At 68.9% G+C, this 21,445-nt stretch carries 15 protein-coding genes and 3 rRNA genes; 6 read left to right on the forward strand and 12 right to left on the reverse strand.

Annotated features, from left to right (window positions below):
- Nucleotides 1-4 precede the first annotated feature (4 nt).
- The 4 genes from ACN9M0_RS13525 to ACN9M0_RS13540 are packed head-to-tail and all read left to right on the forward strand — an operon-like array spanning nt 5 to nt 4,211.
- Nucleotides 5-697, forward strand: a complete 693-nt coding sequence (locus tag ACN9M0_RS13525) for a DUF4129 domain-containing protein (protein ID WP_399699268.1) — start codon at nt 5-7, stop codon at nt 695-697.
- On the forward strand, nt 694-1,908 hold the full coding sequence (locus tag ACN9M0_RS13530) for a DUF4350 domain-containing protein (protein WP_426403657.1): 1,215 nt from the start codon (nt 694-696) through the stop codon (nt 1,906-1,908). The genes ACN9M0_RS13525 and ACN9M0_RS13530 overlap by 4 nt, the downstream gene beginning before the upstream one ends.
- Nucleotides 1,905-2,888: an AAA family ATPase gene (locus ACN9M0_RS13535; RefSeq protein WP_426403658.1), complete on the forward strand. Its 984-nt coding sequence runs from the start codon at nt 1,905-1,907 to the stop codon at nt 2,886-2,888. The genes ACN9M0_RS13530 and ACN9M0_RS13535 overlap by 4 nt, the downstream gene beginning before the upstream one ends.
- 12 nt (nt 2,889-2,900) lie before the next feature.
- Nucleotides 2,901-4,211 carry a DUF58 domain-containing protein gene (locus ACN9M0_RS13540; RefSeq protein WP_426403659.1) on the forward strand — a complete coding sequence of 437 codons (1,311 nt, stop codon included), beginning with the start codon at nt 2,901-2,903 and terminating at the stop codon, nt 4,209-4,211.
- A gap of 93 nt (nt 4,212-4,304) precedes the next feature.
- On the opposite strand, the gene rrf is transcribed toward ACN9M0_RS13540, so the two are convergent.
- From rrf to ACN9M0_RS13560, 4 genes are all read right to left on the reverse strand, one after another.
- Nucleotides 4,305-4,421: ribosomal RNA gene (gene rrf, locus ACN9M0_RS13545) — 5S ribosomal RNA — on the reverse strand.
- Nucleotides 4,422-4,506: 85 nt separating this feature from the next.
- A 23S ribosomal RNA gene (locus tag ACN9M0_RS13550) occupies nt 4,507-7,626 on the reverse strand.
- Nucleotides 7,627-7,913: 287 nt separating this feature from the next.
- Nucleotides 7,914-9,439 (reverse strand): 16S ribosomal RNA (locus tag ACN9M0_RS13555).
- Together the 16S, 23S and 5S rRNA genes form the textbook arrangement of a ribosomal RNA operon.
- A gap of 570 nt (nt 9,440-10,009) precedes the next feature.
- Nucleotides 10,010-11,017: a stage II sporulation protein M gene (locus ACN9M0_RS13560; protein ID WP_366042351.1), complete on the reverse strand. Its 1,008-nt coding sequence runs from the start codon at nt 11,015-11,017 to the stop codon at nt 10,010-10,012.
- Between the two features lie 119 nt (nt 11,018-11,136).
- Here ACN9M0_RS13560 and ACN9M0_RS13565 point away from each other — a divergent pair, with 119 nt between their 5' ends.
- Complete coding sequence (locus tag ACN9M0_RS13565; protein WP_426403660.1) at nt 11,137-12,099, forward strand: RDD family protein; 963 nt, start codon at nt 11,137-11,139, stop codon at nt 12,097-12,099.
- 10 nt (nt 12,100-12,109) lie between these two features.
- Here the strand turns inward: ACN9M0_RS13565 and ACN9M0_RS13570 are convergent, their stop codons facing one another.
- The 8 genes from ACN9M0_RS13570 to ACN9M0_RS13605 all read right to left on the reverse strand — a co-directional run bounded on the left by ACN9M0_RS13570 (nt 12,110) and on the right by ACN9M0_RS13605 (nt 20,650).
- Entirely contained in the window at nt 12,110-12,724 is a 615-nt protein-coding gene (locus tag ACN9M0_RS13570; RefSeq protein ID WP_399702012.1) for a hypothetical protein, read from the reverse strand.
- A gap of 153 nt (nt 12,725-12,877) precedes the next feature.
- Nucleotides 12,878-14,332 (reverse strand): adenosylhomocysteinase, encoded by a 1,455-nt coding sequence (ahcY, locus tag ACN9M0_RS13575; protein ID WP_366042348.1) that lies wholly within the window; start codon nt 14,330-14,332, stop codon nt 12,878-12,880.
- Nucleotides 14,333-14,670: 338 nt separating this feature from the next.
- Entirely contained in the window at nt 14,671-15,636 is a 966-nt protein-coding gene (locus ACN9M0_RS13580) for a cation diffusion facilitator family transporter (protein ID WP_366042347.1), read from the reverse strand.
- Nucleotides 15,637-15,702: 66 nt separating this feature from the next.
- Nucleotides 15,703-16,854 carry a mannose-6-phosphate isomerase, class I gene (gene manA, locus ACN9M0_RS13585; protein WP_366042346.1) on the reverse strand — a complete coding sequence of 384 codons (1,152 nt, stop codon included), beginning with the start codon at nt 16,852-16,854 and terminating at the stop codon, nt 15,703-15,705.
- A gap of 166 nt (nt 16,855-17,020) precedes the next feature.
- Nucleotides 17,021-18,169 (reverse strand): SIS domain-containing protein, encoded by a 1,149-nt coding sequence (locus ACN9M0_RS13590; RefSeq protein WP_366042345.1) that lies wholly within the window; start codon nt 18,167-18,169, stop codon nt 17,021-17,023.
- Nucleotides 18,170-18,471: 302 nt separating this feature from the next.
- The gene (locus ACN9M0_RS13595; RefSeq protein WP_366042343.1) at nt 18,472-18,654 is read right to left on the reverse strand and encodes a Trm112 family protein; all 183 of its coding nucleotides are present in this window, start codon (nt 18,652-18,654) and stop codon (nt 18,472-18,474) included.
- A gap of 89 nt (nt 18,655-18,743) precedes the next feature.
- Nucleotides 18,744-20,111, reverse strand: a complete 1,368-nt coding sequence (locus ACN9M0_RS13600; protein WP_366042341.1) for a phosphomannomutase/phosphoglucomutase — start codon at nt 20,109-20,111, stop codon at nt 18,744-18,746.
- 104 nt (nt 20,112-20,215) lie between these two features.
- On the reverse strand, nt 20,216-20,650 hold the full coding sequence (locus tag ACN9M0_RS13605; protein ID WP_366042353.1) for a DUF3499 domain-containing protein: 435 nt from the start codon (nt 20,648-20,650) through the stop codon (nt 20,216-20,218).
- Nucleotides 20,651-20,949: 299 nt separating this feature from the next.
- Here ACN9M0_RS13605 and ACN9M0_RS13610 point away from each other — a divergent pair, with 299 nt between their 5' ends.
- Nucleotides 20,950-21,405, forward strand: coding sequence for a metallopeptidase family protein (locus ACN9M0_RS13610; RefSeq protein ID WP_366042352.1), 456 nt, complete (start codon nt 20,950-20,952; stop codon nt 21,403-21,405).
- Nucleotides 21,406-21,445 lie beyond the last annotated feature (40 nt).

Below are 21,445 nucleotides of genomic sequence, written 5' to 3' on the forward strand. Positions count from 1 at the left end.
TGCGGTGACGGTCACGGGGGGGGCGGCCGCGGCACTGACACGGCTGCGCGCCGACGGCGACGTACCGGTGGACATCTCCCGCGTCCCCGCCCGCGAGGCGGCGGAGCGGGAGCTGTCCGACCCGAGGTACCACGAGAACGATCCGAACCTCCTCCAGCGCGGCCTCGACCGCTTCTGGGAGTGGCTCGACGACCTCTTCGGCGCCGCTTCCGGTGCCACTCCGGGCGGCGTCCTCGGCCTCGTCGTGATCGTCCTGGCCGTGGCCGCCCTGGTCGCCGCCCTCTGGTGGCGCCTCGGCACCCCGTACCGGGCCCCCGGAACCACCGGCGACTCACTCTTCGCGGACGGCCCACGCACCGCCCGGGACCACCGGACGGCCGCCGCACGCCACGCCTCCGCCGGACGCTGGAACGAGGCCGTCCAGGAACGGATGCGGGCCATCGTCCGCTCCCTCGAAGAACGCACGCTCCTCGAACCCCGCCCCGGCCGCACCGCCGACGAGGCGGCCGCCGAAGCCGGCCGTTCCCTTCCCTCCCACGCGGACGACCTGCGCCTCGCGGCCCGCACCTTCGACGACGTCACGTACGGCGGCCGCACCGCCGACGAACCGTCGTACCGCCGCGTCGAGGACCTGGACACCGCCCTGGAGCGGACCCGCCCCACCCTCGACACCGCCTCCACGGGAACGCCCGCATGAGCCGCCCGGCCACCGGCACCACCTCGACCGCCCCCACCGCCCGCCAGGTCTGGACCCGCGTCCGCGGCGCGGCGCTCGTCGTCGCCCTGATCCTGACCGGCGGCCTCGCCCTCGCGACGCTCCAGTCCTCCGACGCCCACGGAGCCCTGGACCCGCGCTCCGCCGACCCCCACGGCAGCCGCGCCGTCGCCGAACTGCTCAAGGCCCGCGGCGTCACCGTCACCCTGGCCGGCACCCTCGCCGAGGTCACCGCGGCCACGGACACCGGAACCACCCTCCTGGTCACCACCCCCGATCTGCTGACGAACACTCAGCAGTCGACTCTCCGCTCGGCCATGACGGATTCCACCGGCCGCACCGTCCTCGTCGGCGCCGGCCGCTCCTCCCTCCGCACTCTGGCCCCGGGCGTCACCAGCGCCCTGAGCGTCCCGGTGAGGGAACGCGCCCCCGCCTGCACCATGGAGACCGCGACCCGCGCCGGCAGCGTCGACCTCGGCGGCGAACGCTACGAGCCCTCCCCCGGCACCAACGCCGCCGCCTGCTACCCCTCCGACGGCCTGCCGACCCTGCTCGTCCTCCAAGGCACAGGCACCGGCACCGGCACCGGCGACACCGTCCTCCTCGGCTCGCCCGACATCCTCTACAACTCCCGCCTCGACCAACGGGGCAACGCCTCGCTGGCCCTGCAACTCCTCGGCTCCCGGCCCCATCTCGTCTGGTACCTCCCCTCCCTCTCCGATTCCTCGGCCACCGCCGACACCCCCGCCGACGACACCACGGGCAATTTCCTCTCCCTCATCCCCTCGGGCTGGCTGTGGGGCACCCTCCAACTCGCCCTCGCGGCCCTGCTCGCCGCCTTCTGGCGCGGCCGCCGCCTCGGCCCCCTGGTCACCGAGCGCCTGCCCGTCGCCCTCCGCGCCTCCGAAGCCACCGAGGGCCGCGCCCGCCTCTACCGCAAGGCCAACGCCCGCGACCGCGCCGCCTCCGTCCTGCGCACCGCGACCCGTACCCGGCTCGCCCCTCTGCTGGGCGTCCCCGTCCAGGACGCCCACTCCCCCGACCGACTCCTCCCCGCACTCTCCGCCCGTCTCCCCGAGACCACCGCGGAACCCCGAGACCTCCTCTTCGGCCCGGCTCCCGCCGACGACGCCACCCTCATCCGCCTGGCGGACCAACTCGACGCCCTCGAAAGAGAGGTACGCACCTCATGAGCGCCCCGACCCCCGAGACCATCACGGACTCGGACAGCGCCCGCGCCTCCCTGGAGGCCCTGCGCACCGAGATCGCGAAGGCAGTGGTCGGCCAGGACCCCGCCGTCACCGGTCTCGTCGTCGCCCTGCTCTGCCGGGGACACGTCCTCCTCGAAGGCGTCCCCGGAGTCGCCAAGACCCTCCTGGTCCGCTCGCTGGCCGCCGCTCTCGAACTCGACACCAAGCGCGTCCAGTTCACCCCGGACCTGATGCCGAGCGACGTCACGGGATCCCTGGTCTACGACGCCCGCACCGCCGAGTTCTCGTTCCAGCCCGGCCCCGTCTTCACCAACCTGCTGCTCGCCGACGAGATCAACCGCACGCCCCCGAAGACCCAGTCCTCCCTCCTGGAGGCGATGGAGGAGCGCCAGGTCACGGTCGACGGCACCCCTCGACTCCTCCCGGAGCCGTTCCTGGTCGCCGCGACCCAGAACCCCGTCGAATACGAGGGCACCTACCCGCTGCCCGAGGCCCAACTGGACAGGTTCCTCCTCAAGCTGACGGTCCCTCTGCCCTCACGCGCGGACGAGATCCACGTCCTCACCCGTCACGCCGAGGGCTTCGACCCGCGCGACCTGAAGGCCGCCGGTGTCCGCCCCGTCGCGGGCCCCGCCGAACTCGAAGCGGCCCGGGCCGCCGTCGCCAAGGTCTCGGTCTCCGCCGAGATCGCCGGCTATGTCGTCGATATCTGTCGTGCCACGCGTGAATCCCCCTCGCTCACCCTCGGGGTCTCCCCCCGAGGCGCCACCGCCCTGCTCTCCACCGCCCGCGCCTGGGCCTGGCTCACCGGCCGGGACTACGTCACCCCGGACGATGTGAAGGCCCTCGCTCTCCCCACCCTGCGTCATCGCATCCACCTGCGGCCCGAGGCCGAGATGGAGGGAGTCACCCCCGACTCCGTCATCAACTCGATCCTCGCCCACGTCCCCGTCCCCCGCTGAGAACGGCGCCTCATGGCCCTCACCGGACGAACCGCGCTGCTCGCCGCCCTCGGATCACTCCCCGTCGGCATCCTCGCCCCCAGCTGGGCGGGGATGCTCGCGGTGAACGCGCCCCTCTCCCTCGCAATTCTGTGCGACTACGCCCTGGCGGCGCCAGTACGAACGCTCCAATTCACCCGAAGTGGTGACACATCCGTTCGACTCGGTGACGGGGCGGCAGTCCAGCTCACCGTCACGAACCCGTCCCGCCGCCGCCTGCGCGCCCAGCTCCGCGACGCCTGGCCGCCCAGCAGCTGGCTCCCCGGCACCGAGCAGGCCTCCTCACGCCGCCGCCTGACCGTCCCTGCCGGCGAGCGCCGCCGCCTCACCACGAGCCTCCGACCGACCCGTCGCGGCGACCGCCAGGCCGAACGGATCACGGTCCGTTCCTTCGGCCCCCTCGGCCTCGCGGCCCGCCAGGGCCACCACGAGGTCCCCTGGACCGTCCGCGTCCTGCCGCCGTTCACCAGCCGCAAGCACCTGCCGTCGCGCCTGGCCCGGCTCCGCGAGCTCGACGGCCGCACCAGCGTGCTCACCCGCGGCGAGGGCACGGAGTTCGACAGCCTCCGCGAGTACGTCCCCGGTGACGACACCCGCTCCATCGACTGGCGGGCCACCGCCCGCCAGACCACGGTCGCCGTCCGTACCTGGCGCCCCGAGCGCGACCGCCACATCCTGATCGTCCTCGACACCGGCCGCACCTCGGCCGGCCGTGTCGGAGACGTTCCCCGCCTGGACGCCTCCATGGACGCGGCTCTCCTCCTCACCGCGCTCGCCTCCCGCGCCGGCGACCGCGTGGACCTCCTGGCGTACGACCGCCGCCTCCGCGCCCAGGTCCAGGGCCGCTCCGCCGGTGACGTCCTGCCGGCAGTGGTCAACGCCCTCGCCCCGCTGGAACCCGAGCTGGTGGAGACCGACGCCCGCGGCCTGGCCGCGACGGCTCTCGCCCGCGCTCCGCGCCGCTCGCTGATCGTCCTGCTGACCAGCCTCGACGCCGCCCCGATCGAGGAGGGCCTGCTCCCGGTCCTCCCTCAGCTCGCCCAGCGCCACACGGTCCTGGTGGCCTCTGTGGCCGATCCCCACGTCTCCCGCATGGCTGCGGCCCGAGGCACGATCGAAGGCGTCTACGAAGCGGCGGCGGCCACGCAGACCCAGTCCCAGCGCGCCCGCACCGCGGACCAGCTCCAGCGCCACGGTGTCACGGTCGTCGACGCCACCCCTGACACCCTCGCCCCCGCGCTGGCGGACGCCTACCTCGCCCTGAAAGCAGCCGGCCGCCTCTGAGCCCGAGGCACCAAGGCACCCCCGAAAGGGGATCCGTGCCGTAAACGCAGAAAAGCCCCGCACCATGAGGTGCGGGGCTTTCCCACAATGATTGTTCGGCGGTGTCCTACTCTCCCACAGGGTCCCCCCTGCAGTACCATCGGCGCTGAAAGGCTTAGCTTCCGGGTTCGGAATGTAACCGGGCGTTTCCCTAACGCTATGACCACCGAAACTCTATGAAGATATGAACCGCCGCACCACCCGAAAGGGGGGCGTGTTCGTTACTTCAGAACTAACACAGTGGACGCGAGCAACTGAGGACAAGCCCTCGGCCTATTAGTACCGGTCAGCTCCACCCATTACTGGGCTTCCACATCCGGCCTATCAACCCAGTCGTCTACTGGGAGCCTTACCCTCTCAAGGAGGTGGGAATACTCATCTCGAAGCAGGCTTCCCGCTTAGATGCTTTCAGCGGTTATCCCTCCCGAACGTAGCCAACCAGCCATGCCCTTGGCAGGACAACTGGCACACCAGAGGTTCGTCCGTCCCGGTCCTCTCGTACTAGGGACAGCCCTTCTCAATATTCCTGCGCGCGCAGCGGATAGGGACCGAACTGTCTCACGACGTTCTAAACCCAGCTCGCGTACCGCTTTAATGGGCGAACAGCCCAACCCTTGGGACCGACTCCAGCCCCAGGATGCGACGAGCCGACATCGAGGTGCCAAACCATCCCGTCGATATGGACTCTTGGGGAAGATCAGCCTGTTATCCCCGGGGTACCTTTTATCCGTTGAGCGACGGCGCTTCCACAAGCCACCGCCGGATCACTAGTCCCGACTTTCGTCCCTGCTCGACCCGTCGGTCTCACAGTCAAGCTCCCTTGTGCACTTACACTCAACACCTGATTGCCAACCAGGCTGAGGGAACCTTTGGGCGCCTCCGTTACCCTTTGGGAGGCAACCGCCCCAGTTAAACTACCCATCAGACACTGTCCCTGATCCGGATCACGGACCGAGGTTAGACATCCAGCACGACCAGAGTGGTATTTCAACGGCGACTCCACCATGACTGGCGTCACGGCTTCAAAGTCTCCCACCTATCCTACACAAGCCGAACCGAACACCAATATCAAACTGTAGTAAAGGTCCCGGGGTCTTTCCGTCCTGCTGCGCGAAACGAGCATCTTTACTCGTAGTGCAATTTCACCGGGCCTATGGTTGAGACAGTCGAGAAGTCGTTACGCCATTCGTGCAGGTCGGAACTTACCCGACAAGGAATTTCGCTACCTTAGGATGGTTATAGTTACCACCGCCGTTTACTGGCGCTTAAGTTCTCAGCTTCGCCACACCGAAATGTGACTAACCGGTCCCCTTAACGTTCCAGCACCGGGCAGGCGTCAGTCCGTATACATCGCCTTACGGCTTCGCACGGACCTGTGTTTTTAGTAAACAGTCGCTTCTCGCTGGTCTCTGCGGCCACCCCCAGCTCAGGAGGAAAACTCCATCACCAGACGTGGCCCCCCTTCTCCCGAAGTTACGGGGGCATTTTGCCGAGTTCCTTAACCATAGTTCACCCGAACGCCTCGGTATTCTCTACCTGACCACCTGAGTCGGTTTAGGGTACGGGCCGCCATGAAACTCGCTAGAGGCTTTTCTCGACAGCATAGGATCATCCACTTCACCACAATCGGCTCGGCATCAGGTCTCAGGCTTCATGTGTGACGGATTTGCCTATCACACGCCCTACACCCTTACCCCGGGACAACCACCGCCCGGGCTGGACTACCTTCCTGCGTCACCCCATCGCTTACCTACTACCACCTTGGGTCGACGGCTCCACCACTCCCCTTTGCCCGAAGGCTCCGGGGCGGCTTCACGGCCTTAGCATTAATGGGCTCGATATTGGGCGTTTCAAAGCGGGTACCGGAATATCAACCGGTTGTCCATCGACTACGCCTGTCGGCCTCGCCTTAGGTCCCGACTTACCCTGGGCAGATCAGCTTGACCCAGGAACCCTTAGTCAATCGGCGCACACGTTTCTCACGTGTGTATCGCTACTCATGCCTGCATTCTCACTCGTGAACCGTCCACAACTCGCTTCCGCGGCTGCTTCACCCGGCACACGACGCTCCCCTACCCATCACAGCACCCGTTGGGGCTATATGCTGCAATGACACGACTTCGGCGGTACGCTTGAGCCCCGCTACATTGTCGGCGCGGAATCACTTGACCAGTGAGCTATTACGCACTCTTTCAAGGGTGGCTGCTTCTAAGCCAACCTCCTGGTTGTCTCTGCGACTCCACATCCTTTCCCACTTAGCGTACGCTTAGGGGCCTTAGTCGATGCTCTGGGCTGTTTCCCTCTCGACCATGGAGCTTATCCCCCACAGTCTCACTGCCGTGCTCTCACTTACCGGCATTCGGAGTTTGGCTAAGGTCAGTAACCCGGTAGGGCCCATCGCCTATCCAGTGCTCTACCTCCGGCAAGAAACACACGACGCTGCACCTAAATGCATTTCGGGGAGAACCAGCTATCACGGAGTTTGATTGGCCTTTCACCCCTAACCACAGGTCATCCCCCAGGTTTTCAACCCTGGTGGGTTCGGTCCTCCACGAAGTCTTACCTCCGCTTCAACCTGCCCATGGCTAGATCACTCCGCTTCGGGTCTTGAGCGTGCTACTGAATCGCCCTATTCGGACTCGCTTTCGCTACGGCTTCCCCACACGGGTTAACCTCGCAACACACCGCAAACTCGCAGGCTCATTCTTCAAAAGGCACGCAGTCACGAGACATAGCAAGCTACGTCCGACGCTCCCACGGCTTGTAGGCACACGGTTTCAGGTACTATTTCACTCCGCTCCCGCGGTACTTTTCACCATTCCCTCACGGTACTATCCGCTATCGGTCACCAGGGAATATTTAGGCTTAGCGGGTGGTCCCGCCAGATTCACACGGGATTTCTCGGGCCCCGTGCTACTTGGGTGTCTCTCAAACGAGCCGTCAATGTTTCAGCTACGGGGGTCTTACCCTCTACGCCGGACCTTTCGCATGTCCTTCGCCTACATCAACGGTTTCTGACTCGTCTCACAGCCGGCAGACTGTGAAAGAGAGATCCCACAACCCCGCATGCGCAACCCCTGCCGGGTATCACACGCATACGGTTTGGCCTCATCCGGTTTCGCTCGCCACTACTCCCGGAATCACGGTTGTTTTCTCTTCCTGAGGGTACTGAGATGTTTCACTTCCCCTCGTTCCCTCCACATGCCCTATGTGTTCAGGCATGGGTGACAGCCCATGACGACTGCCGGGTTTCCCCATTCGGAAACCCCCGGATCAAAGCCTGGTTGACGGCTCCCCGGGGACTATCGTGGCCTCCCACGTCCTTCATCGGTTCCTGGTGCCAAGGCATCCACCGTGCGCCCTTAAAAACTTGGCCACAGATGCTCGCGTCCACTGTGTAGTTCTCAAACAACGACCAGCCACCCATCACCCTGATCCAAAGAATCAAGTTCACTGGGGCCGGCATCCTCGAAGATACGAACCTGACGGCCGTACCCTCAGACACCCAACAACGTGCCAAGCACGACCCCTCGGATCATCATCACGTTCCACGCCGAAGCAGTACTGGTGAAGTGAACCTTGCGATCGTGCCAACTAATCAACGTTCCACCCATGAGCTGACCGTGCAGAACATTTGCCTGCAATCGGTACTGTGCTCCTTAGAAAGGAGGTGATCCAGCCGCACCTTCCGGTACGGCTACCTTGTTACGACTTCGTCCCAATCGCCAGTCCCACCTTCGACAGCTCCCTCCCACAAGGGGTTGGGCCACCGGCTTCGGGTGTTACCGACTTTCGTGACGTGACGGGCGGTGTGTACAAGGCCCGGGAACGTATTCACCGCAGCAATGCTGATCTGCGATTACTAGCAACTCCGACTTCATGGGGTCGAGTTGCAGACCCCAATCCGAACTGAGACCGGCTTTTTGAGATTCGCTCCGCCTCACGGCATCGCAGCTCTTTGTACCGGCCATTGTAGCACGTGTGCAGCCCAAGACATAAGGGGCATGATGACTTGACGTCGTCCCCACCTTCCTCCGAGTTGACCCCGGCGGTCTCCTGTGAGTCCCCATCACCCCGAAGGGCATGCTGGCAACACAGGACAAGGGTTGCGCTCGTTGCGGGACTTAACCCAACATCTCACGACACGAGCTGACGACAGCCATGCACCACCTGTATACCGACCACAAGGGGGGCACTATCTCTAATGCTTTCCGGTATATGTCAAGCCTTGGTAAGGTTCTTCGCGTTGCGTCGAATTAAGCCACATGCTCCGCTGCTTGTGCGGGCCCCCGTCAATTCCTTTGAGTTTTAGCCTTGCGGCCGTACTCCCCAGGCGGGGAACTTAATGCGTTAGCTGCGGCACCGACGACGTGGAATGTCGCCAACACCTAGTTCCCAACGTTTACGGCGTGGACTACCAGGGTATCTAATCCTGTTCGCTCCCCACGCTTTCGCTCCTCAGCGTCAGTAATGGCCCAGAGATCCGCCTTCGCCACCGGTGTTCCTCCTGATATCTGCGCATTTCACCGCTACACCAGGAATTCCGATCTCCCCTACCACACTCTAGCCTGCCCGTATCGGATGCAGACCCGGGGTTAAGCCCCGGGCTTTCACACCCGACGTGACAAGCCGCCTACGAGCTCTTTACGCCCAATAATTCCGGACAACGCTTGCGCCCTACGTATTACCGCGGCTGCTGGCACGTAGTTAGCCGGCGCTTCTTCTGCAGGTACCGTCACTTTCGCTTCTTCCCTGCTGAAAGAGGTTTACAACCCGAAGGCCGTCATCCCTCACGCGGCGTCGCTGCATCAGGCTTTCGCCCATTGTGCAATATTCCCCACTGCTGCCTCCCGTAGGAGTCTGGGCCGTGTCTCAGTCCCAGTGTGGCCGGTCGCCCTCTCAGGCCGGCTACCCGTCGTCGCCTTGGTAGGCCATTACCCCACCAACAAGCTGATAGGCCGCGGGCTCATCCTTCACCGCCGGAGCTTTTAACCAGCCCCCATGCAGGAGCCGGTGTTATCCGGTATTAGACCCCGTTTCCAGGGCTTGTCCCAGAGTGAAGGGCAGATTGCCCACGTGTTACTCACCCGTTCGCCACTAATCCACCCCGAAGGGCTTCATCGTTCGACTTGCATGTGTTAAGCACGCCGCCAGCGTTCGTCCTGAGCCAGGATCAAACTCTCCGTGAATGTTTACCGGTAATCCGGTGAGACACTCGCGTTGAGCGGGACAGTCATGCCGGAATATGGCCGACCGTCCACAGCGTCCTCGCTGTAGTGTGCCACCCCGAGGGGTGGACTTTTTCAAAGGAACCTCGACCATCCGAAGATGGACGGGGTATCAACTAATCTGGCGTTGATTTTTAGCACGCTGTTGAGTTCTCAAGGTGCGGACGCTTCCTTCGTTCCTGTTTCCAGGCCCTCCGGGCGCTTCCTTCGTTTCCGACTCTATCAGATCTTTCCGACCCGATTTCCTCGGTGCTTTCCGGTCCCTTTCGCTTTCGCTCCGGGCCCTTCCGGCGGTTTCGACTTTATCAGATTCATTTCGGCCGACCTAATCGGTGGCTTTCGTGATTCGAATAAGAATCGGGGTGACTCCGTGGAATCGAATTCCCTGCCGGAGTGAGTGAGACTCTACCCGGTCGCTGCCGAACTCTCCAGTTCTAGGCAACCGTTTGAATCTACCTCCCCACGAGCCCCGTGTCAACAGGTTTCGCGAGCACCGGAGGAGCCTAACAGCTCAGGAGGGGTCGACGCACATCAGGCGGCGGTGGGGAGCGTGGCGCTGCGGTCCGGTTCCTCGAGGTCGCCGGTGTCGCCGGCCCGCGCGGCGCGGCCGCCGAGCACGTAGACGTACGTGAGGAAGGCCAGCTCGGCGGCGACGCCGATGGTGATGCGGGCCCAGGTGGGGAGGCCCGAGGGGGTGACGAAGCCTTCGATCAGGCCCGAGACGAAGAGGACCAGGGCCAGGCCGATCGCCATGCCGACGGCCGCGCGTCCCTGCTCCGCCAGGGCGGCGCGGCGGGTCCTGGGGCCCGGGTCGATGACGGTCCAGCCGAGGCGGAGGCCCGTACCGGCGGCCACGAAGACGGCGGTCAGTTCGAGCAGGCCGTGGGGAAGCACCAGGCCCAGGAACACGTCGAGGCGGCCGGCGGAGGACATCAGGCCGATGCCGACGCCCAGGTTCAGCATGTTCAGGAAGAGGATCCAGAGGACCGGGATGCCCAGGAACGCGCCCAGGACCAGGCACATCGCCGCGGCCTGGGCGTTGTTCGTCCAGACCTGGGCGGCGAAGGAGGCCGCCGGGTGGCTGGAGTAGTACGTCTCGTACTGGCCACCGGGGCGGGTCATCTCGCGGAGGTCGGTGGAGGCGCCGATCGAGGCCTGGACCTCCGGGTGCGTGCCGATCCACCAGCCGATGAGGACCGCGAGCAGGGTGGAGAGGACGGCCGTGGGGATCCACCAGTGGCGGGAGCGGTAGACCGCGGCGGGGAAGCCGGCCGTGAGGAAGCGGACGGCGTCGCGCCACGAGGAGCGGCGGGTGCCGGTGACGGCGGCGCGGGCGCGGGCCACGAGCTGGGTGAGCCGGGCCGTGAGCATCGGGTCCGGGGCGCTCGACTGGACGATCGACAGGTGGGTGGCCGTGCGCTGGTACAGCGCGACCAGTTCGTCGGCCTCGGCGCCGGTGAGCCTGCCGCCCCGGCGCAGGAGGTGGTCCAGGCGTTCCCACTCGGCGCGGTGGGCGGTCACGTAGACGTCGAGGTCCATGATCGGCTGCTGCTCCAGGCACTGGCTGGGGACGGGTCCGTACTACTGCGGCGCGCTGCGGGCCAGCTTGGCAGACTGACGTGCGGAGGGGTCGGGAAGGTCGGAGAAGGGTGGGTGCCGTGAGTGGGCTGGTGACGGGCGATGCGGTCGTCCTGGGATTGCAGCCCGCGCGGCTGCCGAGCCGGGCGCTGGCGGTGCTCATCGATCTGGTCGTGGTGTGGGCCGCGTATCTGCTGATCACGCTCGGGCTCGCGGTCGCCACGGCCTCGCTGGACGAGGCGGCGGTGACGGCGGTGTCCATCGCGTCCTTCCTGCTGGTGCTCGTGGGGGCGCCGATCGCGGTGGAGACGCTGTCGCACGGGCGGTCGCTGGGGAAGCTGGCCTGTGGGCTGCGGGTGGTGCGGGACGACGGGGGGCCGATCCGATTCCGGCACGCGCTGGTGCGGGGGGCGATGGGGGTCGTGGAGATCCTGATGACCTTCGGGGTCGTCGCCTGTGTCGCTTCGCTCGTGTCCGAGCGGGGGCGACGGCTCGGGGACGTCTTCGCGGGGACGCTGGTGGTGCGCGAGCGCATACCCGCGGCGCGTGCTCTGGCCGTGCCTCCGCCGCCGCCGTGGCTGGTGGGGCGCTTCGGCGGGATCGATCTCTCGGCGGTGCCGGAGGCGCTGTGGCTGGAGATACGTCAGTACCTGACGCGGTCGCGTGAGCTGGACCCGGCCGTGGGGCGGCGGCTGGCGGAGCGGCTGGCCGACGAGCTCGTGGCGCGGACCGGTACGCCTCCGCCGGCGGGGGTGCCGGCCGACGCCTATCTGGCGGGGGTGGTGGCCGAGCGGCAGGCGCGGGACGCCCGGCGGGCGTTCGCCCCCTCGGCGGGGGCGGCGGGGCAGGTGCCTCCGGGCGGTGGGGTTCCGGGGGTTGCTCTGCCGGGGGCTGTTCCTCCCGGTGTCGTGCCTCCGGGTGCTGTTTCACCAGGCGCTGTGGCGCCTTCGGGACGCGTCGCTCCCCCGGTCGTCGCTCCCCCCGCCGTCGATCCGGCGGTGGAGTCCGGGGCGCGGCCCACCGGGTTCGCGCCGCCTGCCTGAGCTGCGTCGGTCAGGGGAAGACCGAGGGCGGGGTTTCGAGGGCTTCGAGTTCGATGCCGGGGGCGGCGAGGACCACGTCGCCGGCGATGTGGACCGTGTGGCGTTCGCCCGTGTCCAGGGCGCTGACCTGGTACTCGTCCACCATCAGAGGGCCGTTGTCAGTGGCGTGCGCTTCACTTCCCAACAGGGCCCAGGACTGGTCGACCGTGAGAGGGGCGAGCACCGGGTCCGTGAAGGCGAGGAGCCTGACACGGGTCTCGGGGGAATCGGGGGTGAGACGCAGCAGTCGCGTGAGGGCGACGAGGAACGCCGGGGACGTGCCGGTGAAGGCGTGGGCGCGCACATTGCCTTCGGTGGCGTGGGTTCCGGTGGGGTCCGTGCGGACCCAGGTGACGCCGTCGAGGGCCGCGCCGCGGACCTGCCAGCTCGCGGCGTGCAGTTCGAGACGGATGGGGCGGCCGAGTTCGTCGACGGCCAGGTCGACGGAGCCCCGGTGGTCGCCGGCGGGGGTGGTGATCTGTGAGACGTAGCGCCAGCCGGAGGGGCCGGGCGCGCAGTGGAAGTGTTCCTCACCGAGGGGGGTGTGATCGTGCGGGTCATGGAGCGAATAACGGCCGCGGGGCATGGGTCGGTCCTCGGGAGGGGGCGCTTCCAGGAGCGGTAGCGGAGGTGGGACGGGGCAGGCCCCCCGGCACGGGGGTGCGGGGGGCCTGCCTGAGTCCTCTACGGGTGTCCGGGACGGCGCCGCGTCAGCGCGCGGGCGCCGCCGGTCGGGGCATCAGTAGCGGTAGTGGTCCGGCTTGAAGGGGCCCTCGACCTCGACGCCGATGTAGGCGGCCTGCTCCGGGCGGAGGGTCGTCAGCTTGACGCCGAGCGCGTCCAGGTGGAGGCGGGCGACCTTCTCGTCCAGGTGCTTCGGCAGCACGTAGACGTCGGTCGGGTACTCCTGCGGCTTGGTGAAGAGCTCGATCTGGGCCAGGGTCTGGTCCGCGAAGGAGTTCGACATCACGAAGGACGGGTGGCCGGTCGCGTTGCCGAGGTTCAGCAGGCGGCCCTCGGACAGGACGATGAGGACCTTGCCGTCCGGGTAGGTCCAGGTATGGACCTGCGGCTTGACCTCGTCCTTGACGACGCCCGGGGTCTTGGCGAGGCCGGCCATGTCGATCTCGTTGTCGAAGTGGCCGATGTTGCCGACGATGGCCTGGTGCTTCATCTTGGCCATGTCGGCGGCCATGATGATGTCCTTGTTGCCGGTCGTGGTGATGAAGATGTCGGCCGTCTCGACGACGTCGTCCAGGGTGGTGACCTGGTAGCCGTCCATCGCCGCCTGGAGCGCGCAGATCGGGTCGATCTCGGTGACGATGACGCGGGCGCCCTGGCCGCGGAGGGACTCGGCGCAGCCCTTGCCGACGTCGCCGTAGCCGCAGACGACGGCCGTCTTGCCGCCGATGAGGACGTCGGTGGCGCGGTTGATGCCGTCGATGAGGGAGTGGCGGCAGCCGTACTTGTTGTCGAACTTCGACTTCGTCACGGCGTCGTTCACGTTGATCGCCGGGAAGAGGAGGTCGCCGGCCTGCTGCATCTCGTACAGGCGGTGGACGCCGGTGGTGGTCTCCTCGGTGACGCCGCGGATCTCGGACGCCAGCTGGGTCCACTTCTGCGGGTTCTCGCCGAGGGTGCGGTTGAGGAGACGGAGGATGTGGCCGTACTCCTCGCTGTCCGCGGTGGACGGGTCCGGGGCGGAGCCGGCCTTCTCGAACTCGACGCCCTTGTGGACGAGGAGGGTGGCGTCACCACCGTCGTCGAGGATCATGTTCGGGCCGCCGGTGGGCGTGTTCGGCCAGGTGAGGGCCTGCTCGGTGCACCACCAGTACTCCTCCAGGGTCTCGCCCTTCCAGGCGAAGACCGGGACGCCCTGCGGGTTCTCCGGGGTGCCGTTCGGGCCGACGGCGATGGCCGCGGCGGCGTGGTCCTGGGTGGAGAAGATGTTGCAGGAGGCCCAGCGGACCTCGGCGCCGAGGGCGACCAGGGTCTCGATGAGGACGGCGGTCTGCACGGTCATGTGCAGGGAGCCGGTGACGCGGGCGCCGGCGAGCGGCTGCTGCTCGGCGTACTCGCGGCGGATCGACATCAGGCCGGGCATCTCGTGCTCGGCGAGGGTGATCTCCTTGCGGCCGAAGGCGGCCAGGGAGAGGTCGGCGACCTTGAAGTCCTGGTGGGCGGCAGTCGTCATGACTGGGCTGCTCCTCGTGTCTGCGGGTGCGAGGGTCGGTTGAGGTGCCTGGCACCACGGCGACGGCCCCTGGGCATACGAATGCCCGGGCGTTTCCACGGTGCCGTCGTCGGAGGCCCTCTCTCCCTCGGACGGTCCGCGGACCGCCCGACCGCCATCAGCAGCGACGTCTGGCTGGTCACGAATCTACACCGATCGGTGCGGCGGGCCACAGTCCGCATCGGGCCCGCGGGGGGCTCCGGCGCCCCCCGCCCCGTAGGTCGTACACATGCACGAAGCCCCCGGGCCGTGCGGTCCCGGGGGCCTTGCGAGGGTGGGGGCGTGCCGGCCCGTGGGGGTCAGTGGCTGGGGCCGCCCGGGGTCTTGGCCGGGTTCCGGCCCGCCGAGGCGGCCGTCTCGCTGTAGATGTCGGGCTCCAGGTAGATGACCCGGGCGATCGGGACGGCGGCGCGGATGCGCTCCTCGGCCGCGTTGATGGCGTTCGCGACCTCGGTGGCCGTGTCGTCGTGCTGGACGGCGACCTTGGCGGCGACGAGGAGTTCCTCGGGACCGAGGTGGAGCGTGCGCATGTGGATGAGGCCCGTGACGGTCTCGCCGTCGACGATCGCCGCCTCGATCCTCTTCACCTGGTCGACGCCGGCGGACTCGCCGAGGAGCAGCGACTTGGTCTCGGCGGCGAGCACGAGCGCGATCAGGATGAGCAGGAGGCCGATGCAGAGGGTGCCGATGCCGTCCCAGACGCCGTTGTCGGTCAGCAGGGCGAGGCCGACGCCGCCGAGGGCGAGGACGAGACCGACGAGGGCACCGAGGTCCTCCAGGAGGACGACCGGCAGCTCGGGTGCCTTGGCGCGGCGGACGAAGTCCTTCCAGGAGAGGTCACCGCGGATCTCGTTGGACTCCTTGATGGCGGTGCGGAAGGAGAAGCTCTCGGCGATGATCGCGAAGACGAGGACGCCGACCGGCCAGTACCAGGCCTCGATGGGGTGCGGGTGCTTGATCTTCTCGTAGCCCTCGTAGATGGCGAACATGCCGCCGACGGAGAAGAGCACGATCGAGACGAGGAAGGCGTAGATGTACCGCTCGCGGCCGTAGCCGAAGGGGTGCTGCGGAGTGGCCTCGCGCTGGGCCTTCTTGCCGCCGAGGAGCAGCAGGCCCTGGTTGCCGGAGTCGGCGAGCGAGTGGACGCTCTCGGCGAGCATCGACGACGAACCGCTGAAGAGGAACGCCACGAACTTGGCTACGGCGATCGCGAGGTTGGCGGCGAGTGCCGCCACGATCGCCTTGGTTCCGCCTGACGCGCTCATGGGTGTACGTGGTCCCTTCGTCGGTGCTCCGGCTCGATCGCCGCGGTTCGGCCGGTCATTGTCGCATCAGGCCACGACGGTCGCCCGGAAGACGGTGCCCGCTCCGGTCAGTTCGGTGGTCTCCCCCGCCGGGACGAAGACGGACTCGCCGGGGCCGAGGGTGACCTCGCCCGCCTTCGGCCGGCCCGCGGCGGCGAGCAGGATCTGGGGCGTGGGTGCGGTGACGTCGGTCGGCGCGGCGCCTTCCGCGCGGGCGAACCGGGAGAGGCGGAACTCGTCGACCGGGGTCTCGTAGACCTCCTCGCCGGAAGGGGAGGCCTCGGGGCGCAGGACGGCCGGTTCGTTCGGCTCGAAGCGGATGACCCGGAGGAGTCCGGGGACGTCGACGTGCTTGGGCGTGAGGCCGCAGCGCAGCACGTTGTCGGAGTTGGCCATGATCTCGACGCCGAGGCCGTCGAGATAGGCGTGGGGGACGCCCGCGCCGAGGTAGAGGGCCTCTCCGGGCTGGAGCCGGACGCGGTTGAGGAGCATGGCGGCGATCACGCCGGGGTCGCTCGGGTAGTGGTGGGCCAGGCTCGCGAACGGGGCGTGGTCGCCGCCGAGACGGTCGGCCGCGGCGTGCGCCTCGGCCACGGTGTGCGCCATCTGCTCGCGGTCGGCGGTGAGCAGGGCCGTCAGGACCTCGCGGAGCGCGGCCTCTTCGGGGTGGGCGTGGAGGAGGTCCACGTACGGCTTGAGGGAGTCGACGCCCAGCGCGGCGATCAGGTCGGCGGCCTCGGCGGGGGCGCGGAAGCCGCACAGCCCGTCGAAGGGGGTGAGCGCGCAGATCAGCTCGGGCTTGTGGTTGGCGTCCTTGTACGTGCGGTGCGGGGCGTCGACCGGAATGCCGGCGGCCTCCTCCGCGGCGTACCCGGCCTGGGCCTGGGCCAGGTCGGGGTGGACCTGGAGGGAGAGCGGGGCGCCCGCGGCGAGCAGCTTCAGGAGGAACGGGAGCCGCGGTCCGAACTTCTCGACGGCCCGCTCCCCCAGTTCGCGTACGGGGTCGGCGGCGATGAGCTCGTTCAGCGAGCCGCGGTCGGTGCGGGAGGGGGCACCGGGGTGGGCGCCCATCCACATCTCGGCCTGGGGCTCGCCGGTCGGGGCGGTTCCGAGCAGTTCCGGGATGGCCGTCGTGGATCCCCAGGCGTAGGGGCGGACGGTGTTGACGAGGCGGTCCATGGTGCCTGCCAGCTCCTCGGGGTGGTGACGGATCGTGCGGGGTGTCGGGAGACAGGTGACAGGGGGCGGGTGACGGGTGGGTGACGGGGCGGTGGGTGCGTGGGTGACGGGGTGGTGGACGGCGCGAGAGGCGGTGCCGGGTGGGTGGTGCGCGCGCCGCGTGCGGCTAGTGCGGGGTGCGGCCCGGGGTGGCCAGGGCGAGGTAGACGGCCGCGAAGTCGGTCACGGCGAGCAGTTCGGCGAGGGTCTCCAGGTAGCCGCCCTCCTCCGGTTCCAGTTCGCTGACGGCGGTCTCGTGGCCGAGGGCGAGTTCGCGGGCGGCCGGGGCGGCGGTGAGGCCCTCCGCCGGGCGGTCGCGGAGCAGGACCACGCGCGCGCGGAGCGCCTGCTGCTCGTCCACGCGGTCGCGGAAGAAGTCGTCGGGGTCGGCTCCCGCCGCGTAGTCGCCCGCGAGGAGGACCCCGTGCGCCGGGAGGGCCTCCGGGAGTTCGGCGGCGAGCGCGGGCAGGCCGGCGAGTTCGGCGAGGACGGCGGCGAAACGGCGGCCGGCCGGGCCCGCGGCGTTGCCCTCGGTCCAGATCAGCGGGAGCGAGTCCGCGAGTTCGGCGGCGAGCGTCTTCGCCGGGTTGCTGTACGTGGCGATGGCCGGGCCGCAGCGCTCGGCCGTGCGGTCCAGCCGGTCGGCGACCTTCTCCAGCGCCTCCGGCGGCGCTTCGATGAGGCCGACGCGGTCCAGGAGCGCGAGCAGTGGGGTGAACAGGGCCCACAGGGCGCCCGGGCTGGCCCCGATGCTCTCGGCGTACTCGTCGGGCGTCTCGTTCGGGGCGGTCGCCATCGGGACGAAGAGGCCGTGCGAGCCGTTGACCGTCTCGGCGAGCGGGCAGGCCTTCGGGGCGACGGCCACGACCGTGATCCCGCGGCGGTAGGCCTGCTCGGCGAGGACGGCGAGGCCCGGTTCGGCGCCGTCGGTGGTCGGGAGCAGCAGCAGGTCCACCGAGCCCGCCCAGCCCGGCAGGGCCCAGCGCAGGGCGCCCGCGGCGGGGGCGACGCCGGTCGGCTGGAGGCGTACGACGGGGGCGGAGGCTCCGGCGAGCGCGCCGATCAGGTCCGCGACGGCGGCGGCCGCGGTGCCGGGGCCCGCGACGAGTACGGCGCGGGGGCGGCCCTCGGGGCGGAGGTCCGCGATGCCGGCCTCGGCGGCGTGGCGCGCGGCGGTCCGTACCCGTGCGCCGGCCTCGGCGGCGCCGCGGAGGAGGCCGCGGCGGTCGGCCAGGGCCAGGTCGTCCGGGGCGTCGAGGAGGGTCTCGTCGAGCATGTGCGGTGCCTCCTGGGTGGACGGGGGTGCGGGGTCCCGTGCGGGGCGCTGCTCGGTGCGGGGCCTGGTGGTGCGGGTCCCGGAGGTAGTGCTCCCCAACGTGGTGCGGGTTCAGGCGCGGGGGCGGGGGCGCCGCAGAAGGCGCCGTCCCGTGTGCCCACCCTCCCCCAAGCTCTCGGCTCCGCTCGAGCAGGGGGACCCCCATCGCTCAGCGGGACGATTGCCCACACGGCGGGTGGGCGAGGCCCATCCCGGGCAGCGGGCCCCCCGGCTCTCGCCGGCTTCGTCGGCCGGTGAGCCGGTTACGCCGGCCTGCGGGCCTCGTCCGTGAGGAGGACCGGGATGCCGTCGCGGACCGGGTAGGCGAGGCCGCAGTCGGGGCTCGTGCAGATCAGCTCGGGGGTCTCGTCCGCCGTGCGGTCGTTCAGCGGAGCGTGGCAGGCCGGGCAGGCCAGGATCTCCAGGAGGCCGGCTTCGAGCGGCATGGGGTGTCCCTTCGAACAGACGGATCGGGCCAGGTCAGCCTACCGCCGGGGAACGGGGCACGCCCCCGTTCCCCGGCGGGACGGCGGGGTCAGTCCGTCGCCCGGACCAGGTCGAGGACCTCGTCGCGGATCTTGGCCATGGTGGCCTCGTCGCGGGCCTCGACGTTGAGGCGGAGCAGCGGCTCCGTGTTGGAGGCGCGGAGGTTGAACCACCAGTCCTCCGCGGTCACGGTCAGGCCGTCGAGTTCGTCGAAGGTGACGCCCTCCGTGTCCTCGTACGTCGCCCTCACCTTGGCCGTGCTCGCCGCCTGGTCCGCGACCGTCGAGTTGATCTCGCCCGAGGAGGCGTACCGGTCGTAGGCGGAGACCAGGTCGGACAGGGTGCCCTCCTGGCCGCCGAGGGCCGCGAGGACGTGGAGCGCGGCGAGCATGCCCGTATCCGCGTTCCAGAACTCCTTGAAGTAGTAGTGCGCCGAGTGCTCGCCGCCGAAGATCGCGCCGGTCTTCGCCATCTCCTCCTTGATGAAGGAGTGGCCGACGCGGGTGCGGACGGGCTCACCGCCCTGCTCGCGGACGACCTCGGGCACGGACCAGGAGGTGATCAGGTTGTGGATGATCGTTCCGCCGGGAGTCTTGGCGAGCTCGCGCGCGGCGACGAGGGCCGTGATCGCGGACGGGGAGACCGGCTCGCCGCGCTCGTCGACGACGAAGCAGCGGTCGGCGTCGCCGTCGAAGGCGAGGCCGAGGTCGGCGCCCTCCGCGAGGACGCGGGCCTGGAGGTCGACGATGTTCTTCGGGTCGAGCGGGTTGGCCTCGTGGTTCGGGAAGGTGCCGTCCAGCTCGAAGTACATGGGGACCACGGACAGCGGGAGGCCTTCGAAGACCGTCGGGACGGTGTGGCCGCCCATGCCGTTGCCCGCGTCGACGACCACCTTGAGGGGACGGATCGCGGTGAGGTCGACCAGGGACTTCAGGTACGCGGCGTAGTCCGCCAGCGTCTCGCGCTCGGTGATCGTGCCCGGCGTCGCCGCCGCCTCGGGGGCGCCCGTCTCCGTCCACTCCTCGGCGAGGGCGCGGATGTCGGCGAGGCCGGTGTCCTGGCCGACGGGGGCGGCGCCGGCGCGGCACATCTTGATGCCGTTGTACTGGGCCGGGTTGTGGGAGGCCGTGAACATGGCGCCGGGCAGGTCGAGGCTGCCGGAGGCGAAGTACAGCTGGTCCGTGGAGCAGAGACCGATGAGGGTGACGTCGGCGCCGAGGCGGGCCGCGCCGCGCGCGAAGGCGGCCGCGAGGCCTGGCGAGGAGGGGCGCATGTCGTGGCCGACGACGATGGCGTCCGCGTCCGTCACCCGTACGAAGGCGGCGCCGAAGAGTTCCGCGAGCGTCTCGTCCCACTGGTCGGGTACGACTCCGCGGATGTCGTACGCCTTCACGATCTGCGACAGATCGGCAGTCACGGATCCACCCTCCTGAGTTCTCTGCACACGTGTGCGGCGTGTGCACGGAACGCCAAAACTACCCGGAGCGGGGTCGGGTATACGCGGACGGTGGCCGGTTGCCGTCAGTTGTCGGGCGAACGGAGCACCCTGAGGTGTCCGCGGCGCCCGACCTCCATCGGGTCGCCGCCACGGCCTCCGCCGCCCTTGCCGCCGGCCTCGGCCGCGCGCTCCTGGGGGCGGGCCGCCTCCCGTACCGCGTTGGCCAGGGCTTCGAGGTCGTCGCCGCTGGGGCGGGTCGGGGCGGAACCGTCGGTGAGCCGCACCACCTCCCAGCCGCGCGGGGCGGTGAGGCGCTCGCTGTGCTCGGCGCACAGGTCGTAGCAGTGGGGCTCGGCGTAGGTGGCGAGCGGGCCGAGGACCGCAGTCGAGTCGGCATAGACGTACGTCAGTGTCGCGACGGCAGGGCGGCCGCACGCGGTGCGCGAACAGCGACGTACAGGGCTCACGACGTTGGACGGTACCGCACTCTTGAGCGGGCCGCGACGACTCTCCCTCAGGTCACTCCACCGTGTCGCGGTGTGACCTCCGCCACCCCCCTTCGGGTGGTGACGGCTCTGACCTGCGAGGGAGGGGGCGTACGGGGGTGGGGGCGGGGGGCTATCCGGACACCTTGGGATACAAAACCGGTCAACCAGGGCCAGATGGCCGATCGTGACGGACCGTCGAATCGGGCGCGAGGTCGGCCGGAATGTTCAGGTTTCGACAAGGGGTGCGGCGGGGCCGCGGGCACGCCGGGAAAGTCGGCGAGGATGCGCCACGGTGCGGTGGGACGGATGAGGGTTACGCTGCGTCAGTGATGGACAGTCCTGTGCCGCCGAGCCCCTCGCACCGCCCCACGGAGCCCCCGGCGGAGCCTCGGGTCCGCCGCCGCGACCGGCACGGCCGCGGGATGCGGGGACCCGTCGCGCCGCCGCAGGTGCCGCTCTCCGCGAGCCGGGCCGACACCTTCCGCGATCTCGTCCTCGACTCGGTGGAGCGCCTCGAACGGCGCTGGCCGCAGCTCGCGGACGTCGACTTCATGGTCATCGAGGTGCCGCCGCCGGTGTCGGGCGAGACGGTGCCGCTGGGCGGCTCGCTGCCCGCCGAGAAGAACGAGCCGGCGCGGGTGGTCGTCTACCGGCGGCCGATCGAGATCCGCTCCAAGAGCCGGGACGAGCGGGCGCTCCTGGTCCACGAGGTCGTCGTGGAGCAGGTCGCCGAGCTCCTCGGGCTCTCGCCCGAGTCTGTCGATCCTCGGTACGGGCAGGACTGAGGCGCCGCCGGGGGGCCGGCCCCGTACGGGTTCGATCTTG

Source organism: Streptomyces sp. R-07, from assembly GCF_049913175.1.
Taxonomy (GTDB): domain Bacteria; phylum Actinomycetota; class Actinomycetes; order Streptomycetales; family Streptomycetaceae; genus Streptomyces.

Excerpts from the sequence above, each read along its gene's own strand:
- ACN9M0_RS13530 (WP_426403657.1), top strand. The coding sequence starts at position 694 with ATGAGCCGCCCGGCCACCGGCACCACCTCGACCGCCCCCACCGCCCGC.
- ACN9M0_RS13535 (WP_426403658.1), top strand. The coding sequence starts at position 1,905 with ATGAGCGCCCCGACCCCCGAGACCATCACGGACTCGGACAGCGCCCGC.
- ACN9M0_RS13540 (WP_426403659.1), top strand. The coding sequence starts at position 2,901 with ATGGCCCTCACCGGACGAACCGCGCTGCTCGCCGCCCTCGGATCACTC.
- ACN9M0_RS13560 (WP_366042351.1), bottom strand. The coding sequence starts at position 11,017 with ATGGACCTCGACGTCTACGTGACCGCCCACCGCGCCGAGTGGGAACGC.
- ACN9M0_RS13570 (WP_399702012.1), bottom strand. The coding sequence starts at position 12,724 with ATGCCCCGCGGCCGTTATTCGCTCCATGACCCGCACGATCACACCCCC.
- ahcY (WP_366042348.1), bottom strand. The coding sequence starts at position 14,332 with ATGACGACTGCCGCCCACCAGGACTTCAAGGTCGCCGACCTCTCCCTG.
- ACN9M0_RS13580 (WP_366042347.1), bottom strand. The coding sequence starts at position 15,636 with ATGAGCGCGTCAGGCGGAACCAAGGCGATCGTGGCGGCACTCGCCGCC.
- manA (WP_366042346.1), bottom strand. The coding sequence starts at position 16,854 with ATGGACCGCCTCGTCAACACCGTCCGCCCCTACGCCTGGGGATCCACG.
- ACN9M0_RS13590 (WP_366042345.1), bottom strand. The coding sequence starts at position 18,169 with ATGCTCGACGAGACCCTCCTCGACGCCCCGGACGACCTGGCCCTGGCC.
- ACN9M0_RS13595 (WP_366042343.1), bottom strand. The coding sequence starts at position 18,654 with ATGCCGCTCGAAGCCGGCCTCCTGGAGATCCTGGCCTGCCCGGCCTGC.
- ACN9M0_RS13610 (WP_366042352.1), top strand. The coding sequence starts at position 20,950 with ATGGACAGTCCTGTGCCGCCGAGCCCCTCGCACCGCCCCACGGAGCCC.